Consider the following 18,789-nt stretch of genomic DNA (forward strand, 5'->3'; position numbering starts at 1 on the left):
ACGGGCCGCGCCGTCGCGGCCCGTCCGCGCGGTCACGGCTGTACCACCGTGATCGTGGTCGGGTTGCTACGTCCGACGCCACGCAGCTGCGGCCGGTACATGTCCTCCACCAGCGGCGGCGGCACCGAGTAGGTACCCGGGGTCACCGCACGCACCAGATAGAACACGTTGGCCTTGCTGCCACGCGAGAGCTTCAGCGCAGCCACATAGCGGTCGTCGCGGAACTCTTCGTGCTTGGTGTCGGCAGCTTCGCCGCGGTCGCTGATGGTGATGCCATCAACCACCACGTCGGCCCACTGCTTGGCATCGCCCAGGTTGAAGTTCTCGATCTCCAGGCCGGCCGGCAGCAGGTCGGTCAGCAGTGCATCGGGCATCGTGGTGTCGGCGGTGACGGTGACGCGCACGATCAGCGCTTCGCCTTCCTTCAGCGGACGCGGCGACCACGGCTTGCCATCGGTGCCGAAGTAGCTGCGCTCAATGCCCAGCACGCTGTTGTCCGGTGCCGGCGCACTGCGCGGGATGCCGGCCACGTCGATGCTGGCGAACATCGGCGGCTGGCCCTGCGGGGTGAAGCGCACGCCACTGGCCAGTTCGCTGGCACTGAAGTTGCGGCCGAACAGCTTGCGCTCACCGATCGCTTCGGTCGTGCCGCCGATCACCAGCTCACCGGCCACCAGCGCCTTCTGATTGGCGGCCAGTGCCTTGCCAAGGCGGGCGATGGCCACCTGTTCCTGCGTGCTCAGCCACATCCAGCCGGCATTGCGGCGCGCATCCAGGCCACGGCCCAGATCCACCGCACGCGCATCCCAGGCCGGCTTGGCCAGCTTGTTTTCGTGGGTCAGCGCGATCATCAGCGCGTCATCACGGATCGCACTGCCGTAGTCGCCGAAGTACGACGGGCGTTCGCTGCTGGACTTGGCGAAGGCCGCGGCCAATGCCGCCTGGCCACGCTTGGCATCGCCCTGCAGCGACAGCGCCACGCCCAGATGGACCAGCGACAGGCCGCCGACCGCCTTGCTGCGCTCGTTGTCGTACAGCGTGCGCAGGGTACCCAGCGGCGCACGGTTGACCCTGGCCAGCACGTAGCCCGAATACGCCTGATTGGCGAACTTCAGCTTCTCGCGGTCGTCCTGGCCGTAGAACTGATTGCCACCGGACAGCAGATCCTCGCTGAGACGGTTGAGCGCCTTCTGCAGCACGTTGTCGGGCACCGCGAAACCGGCGTCCTTCGCGTCGAGCAGGAACTCGGTGATGTACGGGGTCAGCCACGGGTTCACGTAGCCGTCGTCACCCCACATCGAGAAGTTGCCATTGGCCACCTGCATCGACGCCAGGCGACCGAACGCACCTTCCATGCGCTCGCGGCGGGTCTTGGCATCCAGCCCGTCCGCTCCGAGCATCGACGACGTCGCCTGGTCCAGGATCAGCGCGGCGTAGCCCTTGCTGGTGGTCTGCTCGGCACAGCCATACGGGTAGTTCAACGCGCCCTGCAGCGCACTGGCGAACGGGATCGGCGGCAGCGGGCTGACCAGCAGGCGGGCATTCACCGACTCGGACATCAGGCCATCGGTCAGGCTGTTGTCGAGGCTGACCGCTGCCAGCGGATCCAGCGTGCGCACCTGCGAACGCAGCACCTGCGGCCACGCCGCACGCACCGGCAGCTCGTAGCGACGGTCGGCCTTGAAGCCGTTGCCATCCACCCGCACCCGCACCTTGGCCACGCTGTGGCCCTCGCGTGCCGACAGTGGGAAGCTCAGCGTGGTCTTGGCATCGGCATTCAACTGCACGCTGCGGCTGCCCTCGCCCAGGTTCAGCGGGCCTTCGCTTTCCACCTTCACGTTGAACTGGCCCGGCTTGCCGGTGAAGTTCTGCACGTCCAGGGTCACCGTGCTGCGGTCGCCCGGGGCCAGCACGCGCGGCATGCTGGCTTCGGCCAGGATCGGCGCGCGCACCACGGTTTCCACGTCGCGCTTGCCGTACTGGTCATCGCTGTAGACCAGCGCCGACACCCGCAGGGTACCGTTGAAGTCCGGCACCTTCAGGCGGATGCGGGCGATGCCCTTGGCATCGAGCTGCACCGGGCCGGAGAACAGGTCCACGGTCTGCACGCGCGCAGTCGGGCGCTTGGCCTGCGGCAATGCCTGCAGCGCCATGTCGCCACCGAACTTCAGCTTGCCGGCACCGCCATCAAAGCTCTCGATCACCCGGCTGTAGATGTCGTAGGCATCGATGCCGAGGCGACGCTGGGCGAAGAAGTGCGCACCGGCATCGGGCACCGGGAAGCGGGTGATGTTGAGGATGCCCACGTCCACCGCCGAGACGGTGACGTGCGCCATCTTGCCGGCCAGCTGCGGTGCGCTGACCGTCACCGGCAGGTCCTGCTCCGGGCGCATCTGCTTGGGCGCCACCAGGCCGACCGCCACGGTGCGGCCCTTGCGGTCCATCGGCACATGCACCACGCCCACGGCACGGGCCGGGGTGATCTTGCTCGGCGCACTGCCGCCACGGAACACCAGCGCGGTGATGTAGACGTCGTGCCGCTCCCAATCGGCGGTGACCGGAATCTTGAAGGTCGAACCCGGCTTGGCGTCGATGTCCTGCACGTACAGCATGCGGTCGGTCTCGACCATCAGGATGCCCTTGCCGGCATGCGGCGGGGTCACCGTCACCTCAAGCGTGTCGCCTGCCTTGTAGCCGGTCTTGTCCAGGCCCAGCTTGATCTTGTCAGGGCGCGCGTCCAGGCCGCGGTTGTCATCGCCCCAGCTCCAGCCGGCGCGGAACGGATAGCGGCTGGTCAGGCCGGTGGACGGGTCGAACACGTCCACCCGGTACTCGCCCCACTCCACCGGGAAATCGAAGGCGACCGCGCTGCTGCCGGCGTCGACGGTGCGCGTTTCCTTGTTCTCGAAGCGGCGGGTGAAATCGTAGTCCCAGCGGTTGTCGTTGAAGGTCCAGTGGTAGTCGCGCAGCTCGCGCACCAGGGTGATCTTCAGGCCCTTGGCCGGCTGCGGCTTGCCGGTGGCATCCACGCGCATCAGCTCGAAGCGTGCATTGCCGTTGGAGTCGGCGCCATCCTCGGGGTTGAACAGCGGGCGCACGCCGACCAGCGCGTTGGCCGGCCACATCACCCGCTTCAGGGTACGGGTGACGGTACGGCCACCGGTTTCATACAGGCTGCCGGACAGCACCACGGCGATCGGTGCCTTGGCCTTGGCGGCCTCTTCCGGCAATGCCACATCCTCACGCAGCTGGCCGTTGGCCGGCAGCGTGGTATCGATCACGTCCTTGGCTTCGCGCGGCAACTGCAGGGTCGGGTCACCGAAGAAGTAGCCCGGCAGGCCCTCGACCGGCTGCTGTTCGGCGGCCACCGCCATGCGCGCAGTGAAACGGTTGCCGTCCGCCGGCGCACCGTACAGGTAGGCACCATTGGCCTGCAGACGCAGGTCCTCGCCCGGCTTCAGCGTCTTCTGCGCGCTGTCCAGGTCCAGCTTCATGCGCTCGGGCAGGAACTCCTCGATGCGCAGGGTCATGCCCTGGATCGCTTCCTTGCTGGCCGGATCGGTGCGGAACTCGACCTGCCAGCGCCCGGTCGGCGCCTCGGCGGGGATCACCTGCTCGAAGTTGATGTAGCCCTGCTCGCCCGGCTGCAGGCGGGTCTCGCGGAAGGTCTTGCCGTCGGGCTGCTTCAGGCGCAGGAACACCGGCTGAGCCTTGACCGGCTTGCCATCGTTGTCGCGCAGCAGTGCGGACAGGCGCACGGTTTCGCCCGGGCGATACAGGTCGCGCCCGGACCAGGCATAGACGTCGAACCAGGCATTGTCACGGCCGGCCACGGCGAATTCGCTCAGGTCCAGCGCCGGCTGGTTGAACGGCAGGAAGCTGGTGTCCTTGCCCGTGCTGGCGACCAGCACGTGAGTGGCATCCAGCGTGTAGTTCAGCAGCGCATTGCCGTTGCCGTCGGTGCTGCCCTTCAGTACCACCTCGCCCTTGGCGTCGAGCACGCGCAGGTCGATGCCCTTCAGCGGCGCGCCGTCCTTGAGGCCGGCGGTGTGCACGAACAGCTTGTCCTTGTAGGCGCGGGTATGCAGGCCGATGTCGCTGACCGAGAAGAACGCGGTGTCGAACTCGCCTTCATAGTCACCGGTGCGCTTGAGCAGGGCGAAGTACAGGCCCGGCTCCTGCAGTTCCTTGATGTCCTGGGTCGGCAGGTAGGTCAGCACCCGCTCGTTCTTCTTGCCGCCGAGGATGAAGCGGTTGACGTAGACCGGCTCGGCCAGCTTGTTGATCGGGCTGCGCTCGTAGTCGCTGCTCAGCTCCCAGCTGCCGCGGCGGCCACCGCGCTGGTACTGGCTGAAGAAAGTCGGCAGGTCCTTCTCGCGCACGCGCAGGAATTCGACGTCAACCTCGGGCACGTTCACCGAGACCACCGGCAGGCCACGGCTGTCCTTGGCCGGCAGCACGCTGCCCTGCGAGGCGAAGCCGACCACCGGCTTCAGCTCGCCGCTGAACACCTTCTGCTTCAGTTCCTTGCCCAGGCGACTGCCATCGGCGGCCAGCAGGTCGGGCGAGACCACCAGGCTGAACTCCTTGCCAGCCTCGACGAACGGATAGCGGAGGGTCAGGCCGTCATCGGACAGCGTCCAACTGCTGTCGTCGGTGCCGACCTTCTCTTCGAAGCGCACCAGCGTGTCGAAATCCTGGGTGCCGACCAGCGGGCGCGAGAACTCCAGCGCCAGCGACAGGCCGTCATTCTTCTGGTCCGGGTAAGCGCGCAGCAGGGTGAATTCCTTCACCTGCTCGGCTTTGGTGGTGATCGCCTCACCACTGGCCTTGGGCAGCTGCCCGCTGTCGTTGCGACAACCGGCCAGGCCCAGCAACAGGCCTCCTGCCAGTACCGCCGCCGCCCATCCCCACCGCTTCCGCCGTGCCGGACCGCTCATGTCGTCACTCCTTGATCGAGGTGGCCATTATAGGCAGGCCGCGTCAAGGTGTTGACGCGAATTCGGCAATTGCCGCGGTGCGGGTAGTGCCGGCCGCTGGCCGGCAGTCTCGGTAGGTGCCAACCTTGGTTGGCACCTACCAGGGGCCCCTACCCCGCTGCGCTAGGCATAGGTCCGTGTCGGCAATCCGCCTGCCTTGGAATCGGGTGCTCCCACAATCGTGGCGCGCAACGCCCCGGCAGAGAGGTTGTTGAAACCGCCCTCAAGTGACGGATTGGCCCCTTAATTGACCAACTCTCCAACCCGCACTTGATCACCGCTGTAGCATCGGCATCAGGCCTTCCTGACCGCAGTGATCATTGCAATGACAAGAGTACGACTAGTTCAGGAACCATCAACGGGAAAGGTATGGGGTACGCGATGTGACGGAAGCACCGTCGAAATCACATCCGGAAGCTCTGGAAAGCTGAAGTCACAGTTGAAAGACTTCCCGAATGCCGAAGAAGCACTGAAATGGGCGATCAAGCAAGAGTGGTCACGACTGAAAAAGGGCTTCGTACTTGTGAATCCTTTCGCTGACGCAGGGCAACCCAGCATGCACCGGTATATTGGCGGAGGGTACACGGGAGCCCTGATGATTGCCGGCTGCAATGGGAAGGTGGCGACCAATCAACATCAGGATGCAGACACGCATGGTGCAGCAACCGATGTGCTTCTTCTGGTCAGCGAAAGCGCTGATGTCACCCAAAGATGGCGGCCAAGCAAGACCGACCTCGCCTGGTCGGCAGCATCTACCACCAGCGACCAGTTCCTGATCCAATTCGACTCTGGAATCCATCTCTGGTCTGCGGACGGCACACCACCTCAGCGGATCAGTGAACCTACGATCATGTCGTCCCCTTTCCTTGCCGCATCCAACGGGCATGCATCGTGGCATTCCGGCGAGCAGATCACGGTAATGAGGCTCGCGGACCGAGAGAGCATCCTTCAATTCGCTCGCAAGCCCACGTTGGTAGGAGGCCATTCCCGGCAGATGGTGTGCGCGCTCTCTCCGGACGCAGCGACGCTTTCCTGCTGTTCCAGGCCGGGCGAAATCGAGTTCATCAATGTCGCACAGGCGGAGACCGTGCGCCGACATCAGGGTGATTTTGAAATGATCACCAAGATGGCGTGGAGCGCGGATGGGTGCTGGCTATTGGCCTTGGAGCAGTATGGACGATGGCGCCTGATGTGTATGGACACGGCAACAGGCGAATCCCGCCAAGGGTGGCCGGAGTTCATTGACATGACGCGGACTGACTTCGCACTGGACAGCAATAGCAGTCGATTGGCCGTCATACACCGCGGTCATGTTGCCCTTTATGACTTTGCGGACATGAGGGAAATTCAACGTTTCCCCGTGGATCATCTAGTCCGTACTGCACACATTGCATGGTCAGGAGAAAACAACATTTCGGTACGGACCGACTATGGATGCCTTTCCACGTATGTAGTTTGATCAGGCTCGCTATTTAGTTGCGCTGTTTTTGAGGAGCCTCCGCCAACAGCGGCGTGGACCAAAGCCTCGGTAGCCGCCAACCTTGGTTGGCGTCGGCCGTGCCAACCAAGGTTGGCACCTACCAAAGCGGGTCGAGCAACGTGCCCGGCGAGCAGGCGTGGTGTCAGATCCACCAAAGCGTTGCTACACCGGCAGGTACAGGTCCACGTAGTCGGTCACCGGCATTGCCGCCAGGGCCACCGGGTCCAGCGATGCGGCCAGGATGCGCTGCTGCTGGCTGGTCGGGAAGCGGTGGGCCAGGTGCCGGCGGAATTTGTCCATCAGCAGTGGAATGCCCTCCTCACGTCGGCGCGCGTGGCCCAGCGGGTATTCCACCAGTACCTCGGGCAGCTCGGTGCCATCGGTGAAGCGCACGCTCAGGCCGTTGGCGATGCTGCGCTTGTCCGGGTCCAGATAGTCGGCGCTGAGCTGCGGATCCTCGTGGCAGGCCATCTTTGCGCGCAGCGCGTCGATGCGCGGATCGGCGGCGACGTCGTCCTCATAGTCCTCGGCCACCAGCCGCCCATGCAGCAGCGCGATGGCGATCATGTACTGCACGCAGTGGTCGCGGTCGGCCGGATTGTGCAGTGGGCCCCTCTTGTCGATGATGCGGATGCAGGCTTCCTGGGTGCGGATGGCGATGTGCGCGATATCCTCGACCTGCCGCCCCATCGCGCGCAATTGCTGGTGCAGCGCGATCGCTGCCTCCACCGCAGTCTGGCCGTGGAACTCGGCCGGGTAGCTGATCTTGAACAGCACGTTCTCCATCACATAGCTGCCCAGCGGCCGCTCCAGCGTCAGTGCCTGTCCATGCATGGACACAGCCTCGAAGCCCCAGGTCGGTGCACTGAGCACGCTCGGATAGCCCATTTCACCCGTTGCCGCGATCAGCGCCAGGCGTACGCCACGGCTGGTGGCATCGCCGGCGGCCCAGCTCTTGCGCGAACCGGTGTTGGGCGCGTGCCGGTAGGTCCGCAGCGCCTGGCCATCGACCCAGGCCAGCGACACTGCATTGAGCACGCGTTCGCGATCCAGCCCGAGCAGCTGCGCCACCACAGCGGTGGTGGCGACCTTGACCAGCACCACATGGTCCAGCCCGACCCGATTGAAGGAATTCTGCAGGGCCAGTACACCCTGGATCTCGTGCGCCTTGATCATCGCCAGCAGCACGTCGTGCACGGTCGGCGGCGGGCGGCGCAGGGCCTGCGCGTTGCGTCCCAGCCAGTCGCAGACGGCGAGGATTCCGCCCAGATTGTCCGACGGGTGGCCCCATTCGGCGGCCAGCCAGGTGTCGTTGAAATCGAGCCAGCGCACCATCGCGCCCAGATTGAACGCCGCCTGCACCGGGTCCAGCACGTAGTGGGTGCCCGGAACGCGCGCGCCGTTGACCACGCTGATGCCCGGCACCACGGGACCGAGCAGCTTGCTGCAGGCCGGGAAGGACAGCGCTTCCAGCCCGCAGCCCAGCGTATCAAGCAGGCAGTGGTGCGCGGTCTGGAACGCCAGCGGTGAGTCGATACGGGCGTCGCGCACGTAATCGACGATGTCCACCAGCAGCGCATCCCACGCTGCACGCTCGTTGGATGGGGTGTGGCTGTCAGACATCGTCGATCTCCTCTTCAGAAAGCAGGTCAGGCCGCGCCTCCCGGTAGTCGCCAACCGTGGTTGGCGCTGGACATTGCCCGGGCGGTGCCAATGCCATGCCAACCAAGGTTGGCATCTACCGAAGCATGTGATGCCAGCGCCGACCGGCTGGTTACTCGGCCGGCACCCGCACCTTGCCTTCCATCAGCACACGGGCGCTGCGGCTCATGATGGCCTTGGTCACCGTCCACTGTCCGTCAACGAACCCGGCCTGCGCACCCACGCGCAACGTGCCGGAGGGGTGACCAAAGGTCACCGCTTCGCGTTCGCCGCCGCCGGCCGCACGATTGACCAGCGTGCCCGGAATCGCCGCGGCGGTACCAATCGCCACGGCGGCGGTGCCCATCATCGCGTGGTGCAGCTTACCCATCGACAACGCACGTGCGTGCAGATCGATGGCCGACGCCGGGATTGCCTTGCCACTGGACGACACATAGTCCTGCGCCGGCGCCACGAAGGCCACCTTCGGCGTGTGCTGGCGGGTTGCTGCGTCTTCAAGTTTCGAGATCAGGCCCATGCGCAGCGCGCCATGTGCGCGGATGGTCTCGAATTTCTGCAGTGCGGCCTTGTCCTCATTGATCGCCGGCTGCAGCTCGGTGCCGGTGTAGCCGAGGTCGGCGGCGTTGAGGAAGATGGTCGGGATTCCCGCGGTGATCATCGTCACCTCGAAACTGCCCACGCCGGGCACTTCCAGGGTATCGACCAGATTGCCGGTCGGGAACATCGCACCCGCATCGCCGTCATCGGACGGATCGATGAATTCCAGCTGGATCTCGGCCGCCGGGAAGGTCACGCCGTCCAGCTCGAAATCGCCGATCTCCTGCACTTCGCCATCGCGCATCGGCACGTGGGCGATGATGGTCTTGCCGATGTTGGCCTGCCAGATGCGTACGGTGCACAGGCCGTCACGCGGCACGCGGGCCGGATCGATCAGACCGTTGGCAATCGCGAACGGACCCACCGCAGTGCTGAGGTTGCCGCAGTTGCCGCTCCAGTCGACGAAGGCGGTGTCGATCGACACCTGGCCATACAGGTAGTCCACGTCGTGGTCAGGCACCGAAGCGGTGGAAATGATCACGCACTTGCTGGTACTGGAGGTGGCGCCGCCCATGCCGTCGGTCTGCTTGCCATACGGATCGGGCGAGCCGATCACGCGCATCAGCAGCGCATCGCGTGCGGCGCCCGGCACCTGCGCGGCTTCGGGAAGATCCTGCAGGCGGAAGAACACGCCCTTGCTGGTGCCGCCGCGCATGTAGGTGGCGGGAATACGGAGTTGCGGGAGGAAGGTCATCGTCGAATCCACGCATTTGAATTTCAGGAAATATCTTGCATCAGTGCGACAAGGCCACGATCAACGCACCACACACGCATGATGTCCACGCGGTCCGGTAGATCGAGGTAATAGACGAGGTAGCGTTCGAAGCCCGGAACCAGCATGAAGCGCAAAGGCACCGGCAGCTGTGCTGCAAGATCGGCGTGCCGGGTGGAACCCGAGCCTGGAAACACCGCGATGCGTTGAAGCGTGGCCTCCAACTCGGCGAGAGAGCGCCGACCCAGTACCAGGCCCCCCTGCCGTGCGAACCACAGCGCGGCATCGGCTGCGTCGGCTTCGGCCCGAGGCCTCCATTCAATCGCCTTCACGCTCCATCCCTTCGGTCAGTTCGCGACGCATCCGCTCGAATGTAGCCGCTGTCACCGGAACGGCAGGCCCCGATGCCAGCCCCTCGGCTATCAACTGCTTGAGCAGCGCTTCAGCCTTGCTGCGCTGACGCTGGCGGATCAGGTCACGCACGTAGTCCGACGTACTGGAGTAGCCGCCTTCGCGCACTTCCTCGTCCACGAACTGCTTGAGCGGATCGGTCAGCGAAATGTTCATGGTGGCCACGAAACTCTCCTTTGGCAGTTTTTGCCAAGTCAGTGTGCGCTCTGCCCTGGTGTCGGACAAGCCCGCCCCCGGACGCCGGGGGCAGGCATTCAGCCCCGCATCACGCCACCTTGGCGCCTTCCAGGAAGTCCTGGGCGAAACGCTGCAGCACGCCGCCGGCCTCGTAGATCGCCACTTCCTCGTCGCTGTCCAGGCGGCAGGTGACCGGCACGATCACGTCCTGGCCGTCGCGGCGGTGGATGACCAGGGTCAGCTCGGCGCGCGGGGTGCGCTCGCCGATCACGTCGAAGGTCTCGGTGCCGTCGATGCCCAGGGTCAGGCGGGTGGTGCCCGGCTTGAACTCCAGCGGCAGCACGCCCATGCCGATCAGGTTGGTACGGTGAATCCGTTCGAAGCCTTCGGCCGCGATCGCCTCCACGCCGGCCAGGCGCACGCCCTTGGCGGCCCAGTCGCGCGAGCTGCCCTGCCCGTAGTCGGCACCGGCAATGATGATCAGCGGCTGCTTGCGGTCCATGTAGGTTTCGATCGCTTCCCACATGCGCATGACCTTGCCTTCCGGCTCCACGCGCGCCAGCGAACCCTGCTTCACGCTGCCGTCGTCGTTGCGCACCATCTCGTTGAACAGCTTCGGGTTGGCGAAGGTGGCGCGCTGCGCGGTCAAGTGGTCGCCGCGGTGGGTGGCGTAGGAATTGAAGTCCTCTTCCGGCAGGCCCATCTTCGCCAGGTACTCACCGGCGGCACTGGACGCCAGGATCGCGTTGGACGGCGACAGGTGGTCGGTGGTGATGTTGTCCGGCAGCACCGCCAATGCGCGCATGCCAGACAGCGTACGCTCACCGGCCAGCGCGCCCTCCCAGTACGGCGGACGGCGGATGTAGGTGCTCTGCGGGCGCCAGTCGTACAGCGGGCTGACCGCCGCACCGTGCTCCACGCGCACGTTGAACATCGGGTTGTAGACGCGGCGGAACTGCTCCGGCTTCACCGAGGCCTTCACCACCGCGTCGATCTCGGCGTCGCTCGGCCAGATGTCCTTCAGGCGCACCTCGTTGCCGTCGGTGTCCACGCCCAGCACGTCCTTCTCGATATCGAAGCGCACGGTGCCGGCGATGGCATAGGCGATCACCAGCGGCGGCGAAGCCAGGAAGGCCTGCTTCGCATACGGGTGGATGCGGCCATCGAAGTTGCGGTTGCCCGACAGCACGGCGGTGGAATACAGGTCACGGTCGATGATCTCCTGCTGGATCTTCGGGTCCAGCGCACCGCTCATGCCGTTGCAGGTGGTGCAGGCGAAGGCGACGATGCCGAAGCCGAGCTGCTCCAGGTCCGGCATCAGGCCGGACTCTTCCAGGTACAACTGCACGGCCTTGGAACCCGGCGCCAGCGACGACTTCACCCACGGCTTGCGCTGCAGGCCACGCGCGTTGGCGTTGCGCGCCAGCAGTGCAGCGGCGATCACGTTGCGCGGGTTGGAGGTATTGGTGCAGCTGGTGATGGCGGCGATGATCACCGCGCCATCGGGCATCAGGCCCTGCGCCTGTTCGGCTCTGCCCGCTTCCAGCTTGGCTTCGTCGGCAATGCCGCGCTCGGCCAGCTCGGCGGTCGCCACGCGCTTGTGCGGGTTGGACGGGCCGGCCATGTTGCGCACCACGCTGGACAGATCGAAGCGCAGCACGCGCTCGTACTGCGCGGTGGCCAGATCATCGGCCCACAGGCCGGTGGTGCGGGCATAGTTCTCCACCAGCGCCACCTGCGATTCCTCGCGGCCGGTCAGGCGCAGGTAATCGATGGTCTGCCCGTCGATGTAGAACATCGCGGCGGTCGCACCGTATTCGGGGCACATGTTGGAGATGGTGGCGCGGTCACCGATGGTCAGTGCCGCAGCACCCTCGCCGAAGAATTCAAGCCACGCACCGACCACGCGTTCCTTGCGCAGGAACTCGGTCAGGGCCAGCACCACATCGGTGGCGGTGATGCCCGGCTGCGGGCGGCCAGTCAGTTCGACACCGACGGTGTCGGGCAGGCGCATCCACGACGCGCGGCCCAGCATCACGTTCTCCGCTTCCAGACCACCCACACCAATGGCGATCACACCCAGCGCATCCACGTGCGGGGTGTGGCTGTCGGTGCCCACGCAGGTATCCGGGAAGGCCACGCCGTCCTGCACGTAGATCACCGGAGACATCTTCTCCAGGTTGATCTGGTGCATGATGCCGTTGCCCGGCGGAATCACGTCCACGTTCTCGAAGGCCTGCTTGGTCCAGTCGATGAAGTGGAAACGGTCTTCATTGCGACGATCTTCGATCGCGCGGTTCTTCTCGAACGCCTGCGGATCGAAACCACCGCACTCCACCGCCAGCGAGTGATCGACGATCAGCTGCACCGGCACAACCGGGTTGACCTTGGCCGGGTCACCACCTTTGTCGGCGATCGCATCACGCAGGCCGGCCAGGTCCACCAGCGCGGTCTGGCCGAGGATGTCGTGGCAGACCACGCGCGCCGGGAACCACGGGAAATCGAGGTCGCGACGGCGCTCGATCAGCTGCTTCAGCGAATCGCCGAGCGTGGCCGGATCGCAGCGACGCACCAGGTTCTCGGCCAGCACGCGCGAGGTGTAAGGCAGGGTGGCGTAGGCGCGGGGCTGGATCGCATCAACAGCGGCACGCGCGTCGAAATAATCCAGCGCGCTGCCGGGGAGGTTCTTGCGGTAATCGGTATTCATGGGCTGGCGGAGTACTTGGGGCGGGCCGGGTGCCGGCGGTGCGGCGGCGAAAGCACCCGGCCGGCACGCGGCCGGCCGGATGGGTACGGCAGGTGGATCAGACGCGCTTGTCGATGGCGACGAAGTCGCGGTCTTCCGGACCGATGTAGTTGGCGCTCGGGCGAATGATCTTGCCGTCGATGCGCTGCTCGACGATGTGCGCGCTCCAGCCGGCGGTGCGGGCGATCACGAACAGCGGGGTGAACATCGCGGTCGGCACGCCCATCATGTGGTAGCTGACGGCACTGAACCAGTCCAGGTTCGGGAACATCTTCTTGATGTCCCACATCACCGATTCCAGGCGCTCGGCGATGTCGTACATCTTCATGCTGGACTGTTCTTCGGACAGCTCGCGGGCCACGTCCTTGATCACCTTGTTGCGCGGATCGGAGACGGTGTAGACCGGGTGGCCGAAACCGATCACCACTTCCTTGCGCTCGACGCGGGCCTTGATGTCTTCCTCAGCTTCATCCGGGTTGTCGTAGCGCTTCTGCACTTCGAACGCCACTTCGTTGGCGCCGCCGTGCTTCGGGCCGCGCAGCGCGCCGATGCCACCGCAGATCGCGCTGTACATGTCGCTGCCGGTACCGGCGATGACGCGGCAGGTGAAGGTCGAGGCGTTGAACTCGTGCTCGGCGTACAGGATCAGCGAGGTGTGCATCGCCTTCACCCACGATTCCTGCGGCTTCTCGCCGTGCAGCAGGTGCAGGAAGTGGCCACCGATCGAGTCATCGTCGGTTTCCACGTCGATGGCGCGGCCGTTGTGGCTCCAGTGGTACCAGTACAGCAGCATCGAACCGAGGCAGGCCATCAGCTTGTCGGCGATGTCGCGCGCGCCCGGATGGTTGTGGTCGTCCTTCTCCGGCGCCACGCAGCCGAGCACGGACACGCCGGTGCGCATCACGTCCATCGGGTGCGCCGACGGCGGCAGTTCTTCCAGCGCCGCCTTCACCGCGGCCGGGATGCCACGCAGCGACTTCAGCTTGGCCTTGTACGAAACCAGCTCGGCGCGGGTCGGCAGCTTGCCGTGCACCAGCAGATAGGCGATTTCCTCGAACTCGCTGGTGTTGGCCAGGTCCAGGATGTCGTAGCCACGGTAGTGCAGATCGTTGCCACTACGGCCCACGCTGCACAGCGCGGTGTTGCCGGCGGCGGTGCCGGACAGGGCGACGGACTTCTTCGGCTTGAAGGTCGGGGTTGCGGTCGTATCGTTCATGTTTCCCTCCGAAAACTTGATGGTGCAGGGTACTGCTTATTTCTTGGCGGCGAACAGTGCATCGAGCTGCTGCTCGAAGGCGTGGTAGCCGATGCGGTCGTAGAGTTCTTCGCGGGTCTGCATGGTCTCCACCACATTGCGCTGGTGGCCATCGCGGCGCACCGCCTGGTAGACGTTCTCGGCAGCCTTGTTGGCGGCGCGGAAGGCAGACAGCGGGAACAGCTGGATGGCGACGCCGGCCGAGGCCAGTTCATCGCGGCTGAACAGCGGGGTGGCACCGAATTCGGTGATGTTGGCCAGCACCGGTACCTTCACCGCGTCGACGAAGCGGCGGTAGGTGTCCAGGTCGTAGGCGGCCTCGGCGAAGATGCCGTCGGCACCCGCCTCAACGCAGGCGATGGCGCGCTCGATGGCCTTGTCCACGCCGTCCACCTGGATGGCGTCGGTGCGCGCGATCAGGAAGAAGTCCGGATCGGTCTTGGCATCGGCAGCCGCCTTCACGCGGTCGACCATTTCACCCTGCGAGACGATCTCCTTGCCCGGGCGGTGACCGCAGCGCTTGGCGCCGACCTGGTCCTCGATGTGGCAGGCGGCCGCGCCGGCCTTGATCAACGACTTCACGGTGCGCGCGATGTTGAACGCGCTCGGGCCAAAGCCGGTATCGATGTCGACCATCAGCGGCAGGTCGCAGACATCGGTGATGCGGCGCACGTCCACCAGCACGTCTTCCAGGGTATTGATGCCCAGGTCCGGCAGGCCCAGCGAGCCCGCGGCAACGCCGCCGCCCGACAGGTAGATGGCACGGAAGCCGGCGCGCTTGGCCAGCAGGGCGTGGTTGGCGTTGATCGCGCCGATCACCTGCAGCGGCGATTCGGCAGCCAGCGCCTCACGGAAACGGGCACCGGCGGAGAAAGGGGCGGAAGCGGTCATGCGGCAATCCAGGTTGAAGAACGGATGGGTAGGCGCAAGCACCATGCCAAGCTGCAAGCCGTTGATTTCACGGACATGACCGTCACGCAACCGCGAAACAAATGAAACATTGAAACAGATGTATCATGAAACACCCCGTCTGAACCCGCCGCCATGTACCTGCCCCGCTCGCCCCTGCGCCATGCCGATGCCGACCCCGGCCGCCCGGTGATCTGGACGGTCAGCGTCTCGCGGCTGACCGGCCTGCTCGGCGACGTCATTCCCGAGTTCGACCGCCGCGCGCGCATCGAACAGATCAACCTCGGCTTCGAGGAAGCGGTGGATGTGATCGGCCAGCGCCTGCGCCGCGAGCATTGCGATGTGGTGATTGCCGGCGGCTCCAACGCCGCCTGGCTGCGCGGCCGGCTGGAGCTGCCGCTGGTGCCGATCCAGGCCAACGGCTTCGACCTGATGGAAGCACTGGCGCGCGCGCGACGCATCGCCAGCCGCATCGGCCTGGTCACCCACGCCAGCGACGTGCCGGTGTTCAGCAACTTCCAGCAGAGTTTCGGCCTGGATATCGAGCATCGCCGTTTCGTCACCCGCGAGGACGCACGCGACTGCATCGCCGACCTGCGCGCCAACGGCATCGAAGTGATCGTCGGCACCGGCATGGCCATCGACCACGCCGAACAGGCCGGCCTGCCCGGCGTGCTGCTGTACTCCGCCGACTCGGTGCGGCAGGCGTTCGAACATGCGCTGGAACTGACCCAGACTCTGGCACGTTCCGGCAGCAACCGCCCTGCCCCACGCCGGCGCCCGGCAGCGCGTGCCGATGCGCATGAACTGCTCGGCGACAGCGACGCGATGGCGCGGGTGCGCGCGCAGATCGCGCTCTACGCCCCACATGACAGCACCGTGCTGGTCAGCGGCGAAACCGGCACCGGCAAGGAACTGGTGGCGCGCCAGCTGCACGCCGCCAGCGGTCGTCGCGGACGCTTCGTGGCACTGAACTGCGGCGCGATCAGCGAATCGCTGCTGGAGGCGGAACTGTTCGGCTATAGCGATGGCGCTTTCACCGGCGCGCGTCGTGGCGGCCGTGTTGGCCTGGTTGAAGCTGCAGACGGCGGCACGCTGTTCCTGGATGAGATCGGCGAACTGCCGCTGCCACTGCAGACCCGCCTGCTGCGCGTACTGGAAGAACGTGAGGTACTGCGTGTCGGCGCCACCGAACCGACCCCGGTGGACCTGCGCGTGGTGGCCGCCACCCTGCAGTCGCTGGAACAGCGCGCGGCAGCCGGCAGCTTCCGGCGCGACTTGTATTACCGCTTGGCCGCACTGCGCATTGCCCTGCCGCCGCTGCGCGCGCGGCGCAGTGATATCCCGCTGCTGGCGCAGCACTTCTTCCGCCAGCTGCGTGGCATCGATGCGCCACTGGATGAGGATGCGCTGGCGGTGCTGACCGCCGCCAGTTGGCCAGGCAACGTGCGTGAGCTGCGTAATCTGGTGGATCGGCTGCGCATCCACTGGCAGCCCGGTGAAGGGCTGATTGATGCTGCGCGACTGCTGCAGCTGGCACCCGAACTGGTGAATGAGGGCGCTGTAGCATTGCCGGTGGAAAGCAACGGGAAGCGCCCGCCGCGTGCGCAGCTGGAGACGCTGCTGCAGGAACATCGCAATGATCGCGAGGGGATGGCGCAGGCGCTGGGCGTCTCACGCACCACGCTGTGGCGCTGGCTGCGCGCGGAGGGGTTGTAACCACTCGTTGCCTGGTGGGTGCGAACCTTGGTTCGCACCGCTCTTCCGTCAAGCATCTCATCCACGCATGGTGTGGATCTACCTGGCCAGCAGCAGCTCGATTTCCTCCACCTGCACCACCGGCACCTGCCACGGGTGATGCGGCACGATGCCCTGTTCGAAGATGCGCTGCAGCCGCTGCGGATTCCGAGGCAGGCAGAATTCCAGGCGCACGCTGTCGACCACTTCGGTGCGGCCCGCCTCACCCTGCACGGGCGACGCACCCACGCGCGGGCGGAACTGCTCGAACCCCGGCGCCGACCACCACATCCCGTGCTCGTAGTCGCCGGCCGCCAGCGCGTCCACCGCGAGGATGCCCTGCTTCACTACATCCAGTGCTGCCGACGGCACGAACACCACCACACGGTACAGCGGCAGGCGTTGCATCAGGTTGCCTTACGGATACAGCAGGCGCTTGCTCCAGCGCCCTTCGGCACCGGCTTCATAGCACCAGCGTTCGTGCAGGCGGAACTGCGCGCCGTACCAGAACTCGATGCGGTCGGGTACCACGCGCAGGCCGCTCCAGCCGTCCGGGCGCGGCACGTCCTTGCCTTCGAAGCGGGCTTCGATCTCGGCCACGCGCGCGTCGAATTCCTCGCGCGTCGCCAGCGTCTTCGACTGCTGCGAGGCCCAGGCGCCGATCTGGCTCATGCGCGGGCGGCTGGCGAAATAGGCATCGGCTTCAGCATCGGCGACCTGCTCGACACGGCCTTCGATGCGCACCTGGATACCCGCCTCGCGCAGGCTGCGCCACAGGAACAACAGCGCGGCCTGCGGATTGGCCTGCAGCTCCTGGCCCTTGTGGCTGTCCAGGTGGGTATAGAAGACGAAGCCACGCTCGTCGAAGGCCTTCAGCAGCACGGTACGCGCTGAGGGACGGCCCTGCGTATCGGCGGTGGCCACGGTCATCGCATTCGGCTCGACCTCGCGGCTCTGCTTGGCCTCGTCGAACAGGCCGGCAAACGTGGACAGGGCTTCGGCGTACAGGTCGCTCATGATTGCGTTCTTCTCACACGGATTGGGCTATTGTGGCTGCATGGCCGCTGCTGCGTATATGCCCCAGGTGAAAGGATTCCCCGAAACATTGGCCGAACAGGCGCTGGATGATGCGCTGGGCAGCGGCGCAGCGGTTCCAGTATTGGCGATCAGCGGCCTGCAGGGGAGCGGCAAATCGACGCTGGCCGCGCAGGTGGTGGCGCGCGCCCAGGCACGCGGCCTGAACGCGGCCACGCTGTCGATCGATGACGTCTACCTGACCCGCGCACAGCGCCAACGGCTGGCCCGCCAGGTGCATCCGCTGCTGATCACCCGCGGGCCGCCCGGCACCCACGACCTGCCGCTGGCCCACGCCGTGCTGGACGCGGTGGCCGCACGCCAGCCCTTCGCGATGCCACGATTCGACAAGCTGGCCGATGAACGCCTGCCCGAGGCTCAGTGGCCGCAGCTGCAGCAGCCATTGGACCTGCTGGTGTTCGAAGGCTGGTTCCTCGGCACACCGGCGCAGGATGACAACGCACTGGACAGCCCGCTGAACGCACTGGAGCGCGAGGCCGACGCCGATGGCCGTTGGCGCCGCTGGTGCAACCAGGCGCTGGCCCGCGACTACCCGGCGTTGTGGCAGCGCTGCGACCGCCTCTGGTTCCTGCAGCCGCCGGATTTCTCGGTGGTACCACGCTGGCGCTGGCAGCAGGAACAGAACCTGCAGGCCGCGCAGCCGGGCCGGCACGGCATGAGCCGGCCACAGCTGGAACGCTTCGTGCAGTACTACGAGCGGGTCAGCCGGCAGGCACTGCACGCCCTGCCCGCCCTGGCCGACCACGTGGTGGTGCTGGACGGCCAGCGCCAGGTGCAGGACGTGCGCTGAGCACGCCTATTCCACCAGGAAGGTCACCCGCAGGTTGACCCGCCATTCGGTGATCTCGCCACTGCCGTTGGTGACCACCTTGGTCTCGTTCACCCAGGCGCCCTGGATGCCCTTGACCGTCTCGGAGACCTTCTTCAGACCGCTGCGCACGGCGTCCTCCACGCTCTTCGGCGAGGAGGCGGTGATTTCGATGACCTTGGCGACCGTCATGGCCTGTACTCCGGCTGGCGCGGGAGACC

14 protein-coding genes are annotated in these 18,789 nt (G+C 65.9%); 3 read left to right on the top strand and 11 right to left on the bottom strand.

The genetic code is table 11. The annotated features are described in order from the left end of the window. Positions 1-32: 32 nt before the first annotated feature. Entirely contained in the window at positions 33-4,940 is a 4,908-nt protein-coding gene (locus ACX9OT_RS09575; RefSeq protein ID WP_459001842.1) for an alpha-2-macroglobulin family protein, read from the bottom strand. Positions 4,941-5,418: 478 nt separating this feature from the next. Between ACX9OT_RS09575 and ACX9OT_RS09580 the strand changes: the two genes are divergently transcribed. Further along, the gene (locus ACX9OT_RS09580; RefSeq protein ID WP_459001844.1) at positions 5,419-6,438 is read left to right on the top strand and encodes a WD40 repeat domain-containing protein; all 1,020 of its coding nucleotides are present in this window, start codon (positions 5,419-5,421) and stop codon (positions 6,436-6,438) included. Positions 6,439-6,621: 183 nt separating this feature from the next. On the opposite strand, the gene ACX9OT_RS09585 is transcribed toward ACX9OT_RS09580, so the two are convergent. The 7 genes from ACX9OT_RS09585 to prpB all read right to left on the bottom strand — a co-directional run bounded on the left by ACX9OT_RS09585 (position 6,622) and on the right by prpB (position 14,910). Beyond that, positions 6,622-8,082, bottom strand: a complete 1,461-nt coding sequence (locus ACX9OT_RS09585) for a bifunctional 2-methylcitrate dehydratase/aconitate hydratase (protein WP_459001846.1) — start codon at positions 8,080-8,082, stop codon at positions 6,622-6,624. A gap of 151 nt (positions 8,083-8,233) precedes the next feature. Further along, positions 8,234-9,412, bottom strand: a complete 1,179-nt coding sequence (prpF, locus tag ACX9OT_RS09590; protein ID WP_459001848.1) for a 2-methylaconitate cis-trans isomerase PrpF — start codon at positions 9,410-9,412, stop codon at positions 8,234-8,236. A 23-nt stretch (positions 9,413-9,435) separates the two neighbouring features. Further along, positions 9,436-9,762 carry a type II toxin-antitoxin system RelE/ParE family toxin gene (locus ACX9OT_RS09595; RefSeq protein WP_107432249.1) on the bottom strand — a complete coding sequence of 109 codons (327 nt, stop codon included), beginning with the start codon at positions 9,760-9,762 and terminating at the stop codon, positions 9,436-9,438. Next, positions 9,749-10,006, bottom strand: coding sequence for a type II toxin-antitoxin system ParD family antitoxin (locus tag ACX9OT_RS09600; protein ID WP_107432250.1), 258 nt, complete (start codon positions 10,004-10,006; stop codon positions 9,749-9,751). The genes ACX9OT_RS09595 and ACX9OT_RS09600 overlap by 14 nt, the downstream gene beginning before the upstream one ends. 100 nt (positions 10,007-10,106) lie before the next feature. Then, a complete protein-coding gene (gene acnD / locus ACX9OT_RS09605) occupies positions 10,107-12,725 on the bottom strand; it encodes a Fe/S-dependent 2-methylisocitrate dehydratase AcnD (protein WP_459001851.1) in 2,619 nt (872 codons plus the stop codon). A 97-nt stretch (positions 12,726-12,822) separates the two neighbouring features. After that, positions 12,823-13,980 carry a bifunctional 2-methylcitrate synthase/citrate synthase gene (gene prpC / locus ACX9OT_RS09610; RefSeq protein WP_014038133.1) on the bottom strand — a complete coding sequence of 386 codons (1,158 nt, stop codon included), beginning with the start codon at positions 13,978-13,980 and terminating at the stop codon, positions 12,823-12,825. A 36-nt stretch (positions 13,981-14,016) separates the two neighbouring features. Beyond that, entirely contained in the window at positions 14,017-14,910 is an 894-nt protein-coding gene (gene prpB, locus ACX9OT_RS09615) for a methylisocitrate lyase (RefSeq protein WP_005418360.1), read from the bottom strand. Between the two features lie 153 nt (positions 14,911-15,063). Between prpB and prpR the strand changes: the two genes are divergently transcribed. Then, the gene (gene prpR, locus ACX9OT_RS09620; protein ID WP_189720761.1) at positions 15,064-16,647 is read left to right on the top strand and encodes a propionate catabolism operon regulatory protein PrpR; all 1,584 of its coding nucleotides are present in this window, start codon (positions 15,064-15,066) and stop codon (positions 16,645-16,647) included. 78 nt (positions 16,648-16,725) lie between these two features. On the opposite strand, the gene ACX9OT_RS09625 is transcribed toward prpR, so the two are convergent. Together ACX9OT_RS09625 and pdxH are read right to left on the bottom strand one after the other, a co-directional pair. Further along, a complete protein-coding gene (locus ACX9OT_RS09625) occupies positions 16,726-17,073 on the bottom strand; it encodes a YqfO family protein (RefSeq protein ID WP_459001854.1) in 348 nt (115 codons plus the stop codon). Between the two features lie 9 nt (positions 17,074-17,082). Then, complete coding sequence (gene pdxH, locus ACX9OT_RS09630; protein ID WP_032127805.1) at positions 17,083-17,682, bottom strand: pyridoxamine 5'-phosphate oxidase; 600 nt, start codon at positions 17,680-17,682, stop codon at positions 17,083-17,085. Between the two features lie 40 nt (positions 17,683-17,722). Here pdxH and ACX9OT_RS09635 point away from each other — a divergent pair, with 40 nt between their 5' ends. Continuing rightward, entirely contained in the window at positions 17,723-18,550 is an 828-nt protein-coding gene (locus tag ACX9OT_RS09635) for a kinase (RefSeq protein ID WP_125431738.1), read from the top strand. 6 nt (positions 18,551-18,556) lie between these two features. Here the strand turns inward: ACX9OT_RS09635 and ACX9OT_RS09640 are convergent, their stop codons facing one another. Continuing rightward, positions 18,557-18,760 (bottom strand): dodecin family protein, encoded by a 204-nt coding sequence (locus tag ACX9OT_RS09640; protein ID WP_005410663.1) that lies wholly within the window; start codon positions 18,758-18,760, stop codon positions 18,557-18,559. Positions 18,761-18,789 lie beyond the last annotated feature (29 nt).

Source organism: Stenotrophomonas genospecies 3 (assembly GCF_054473855.1).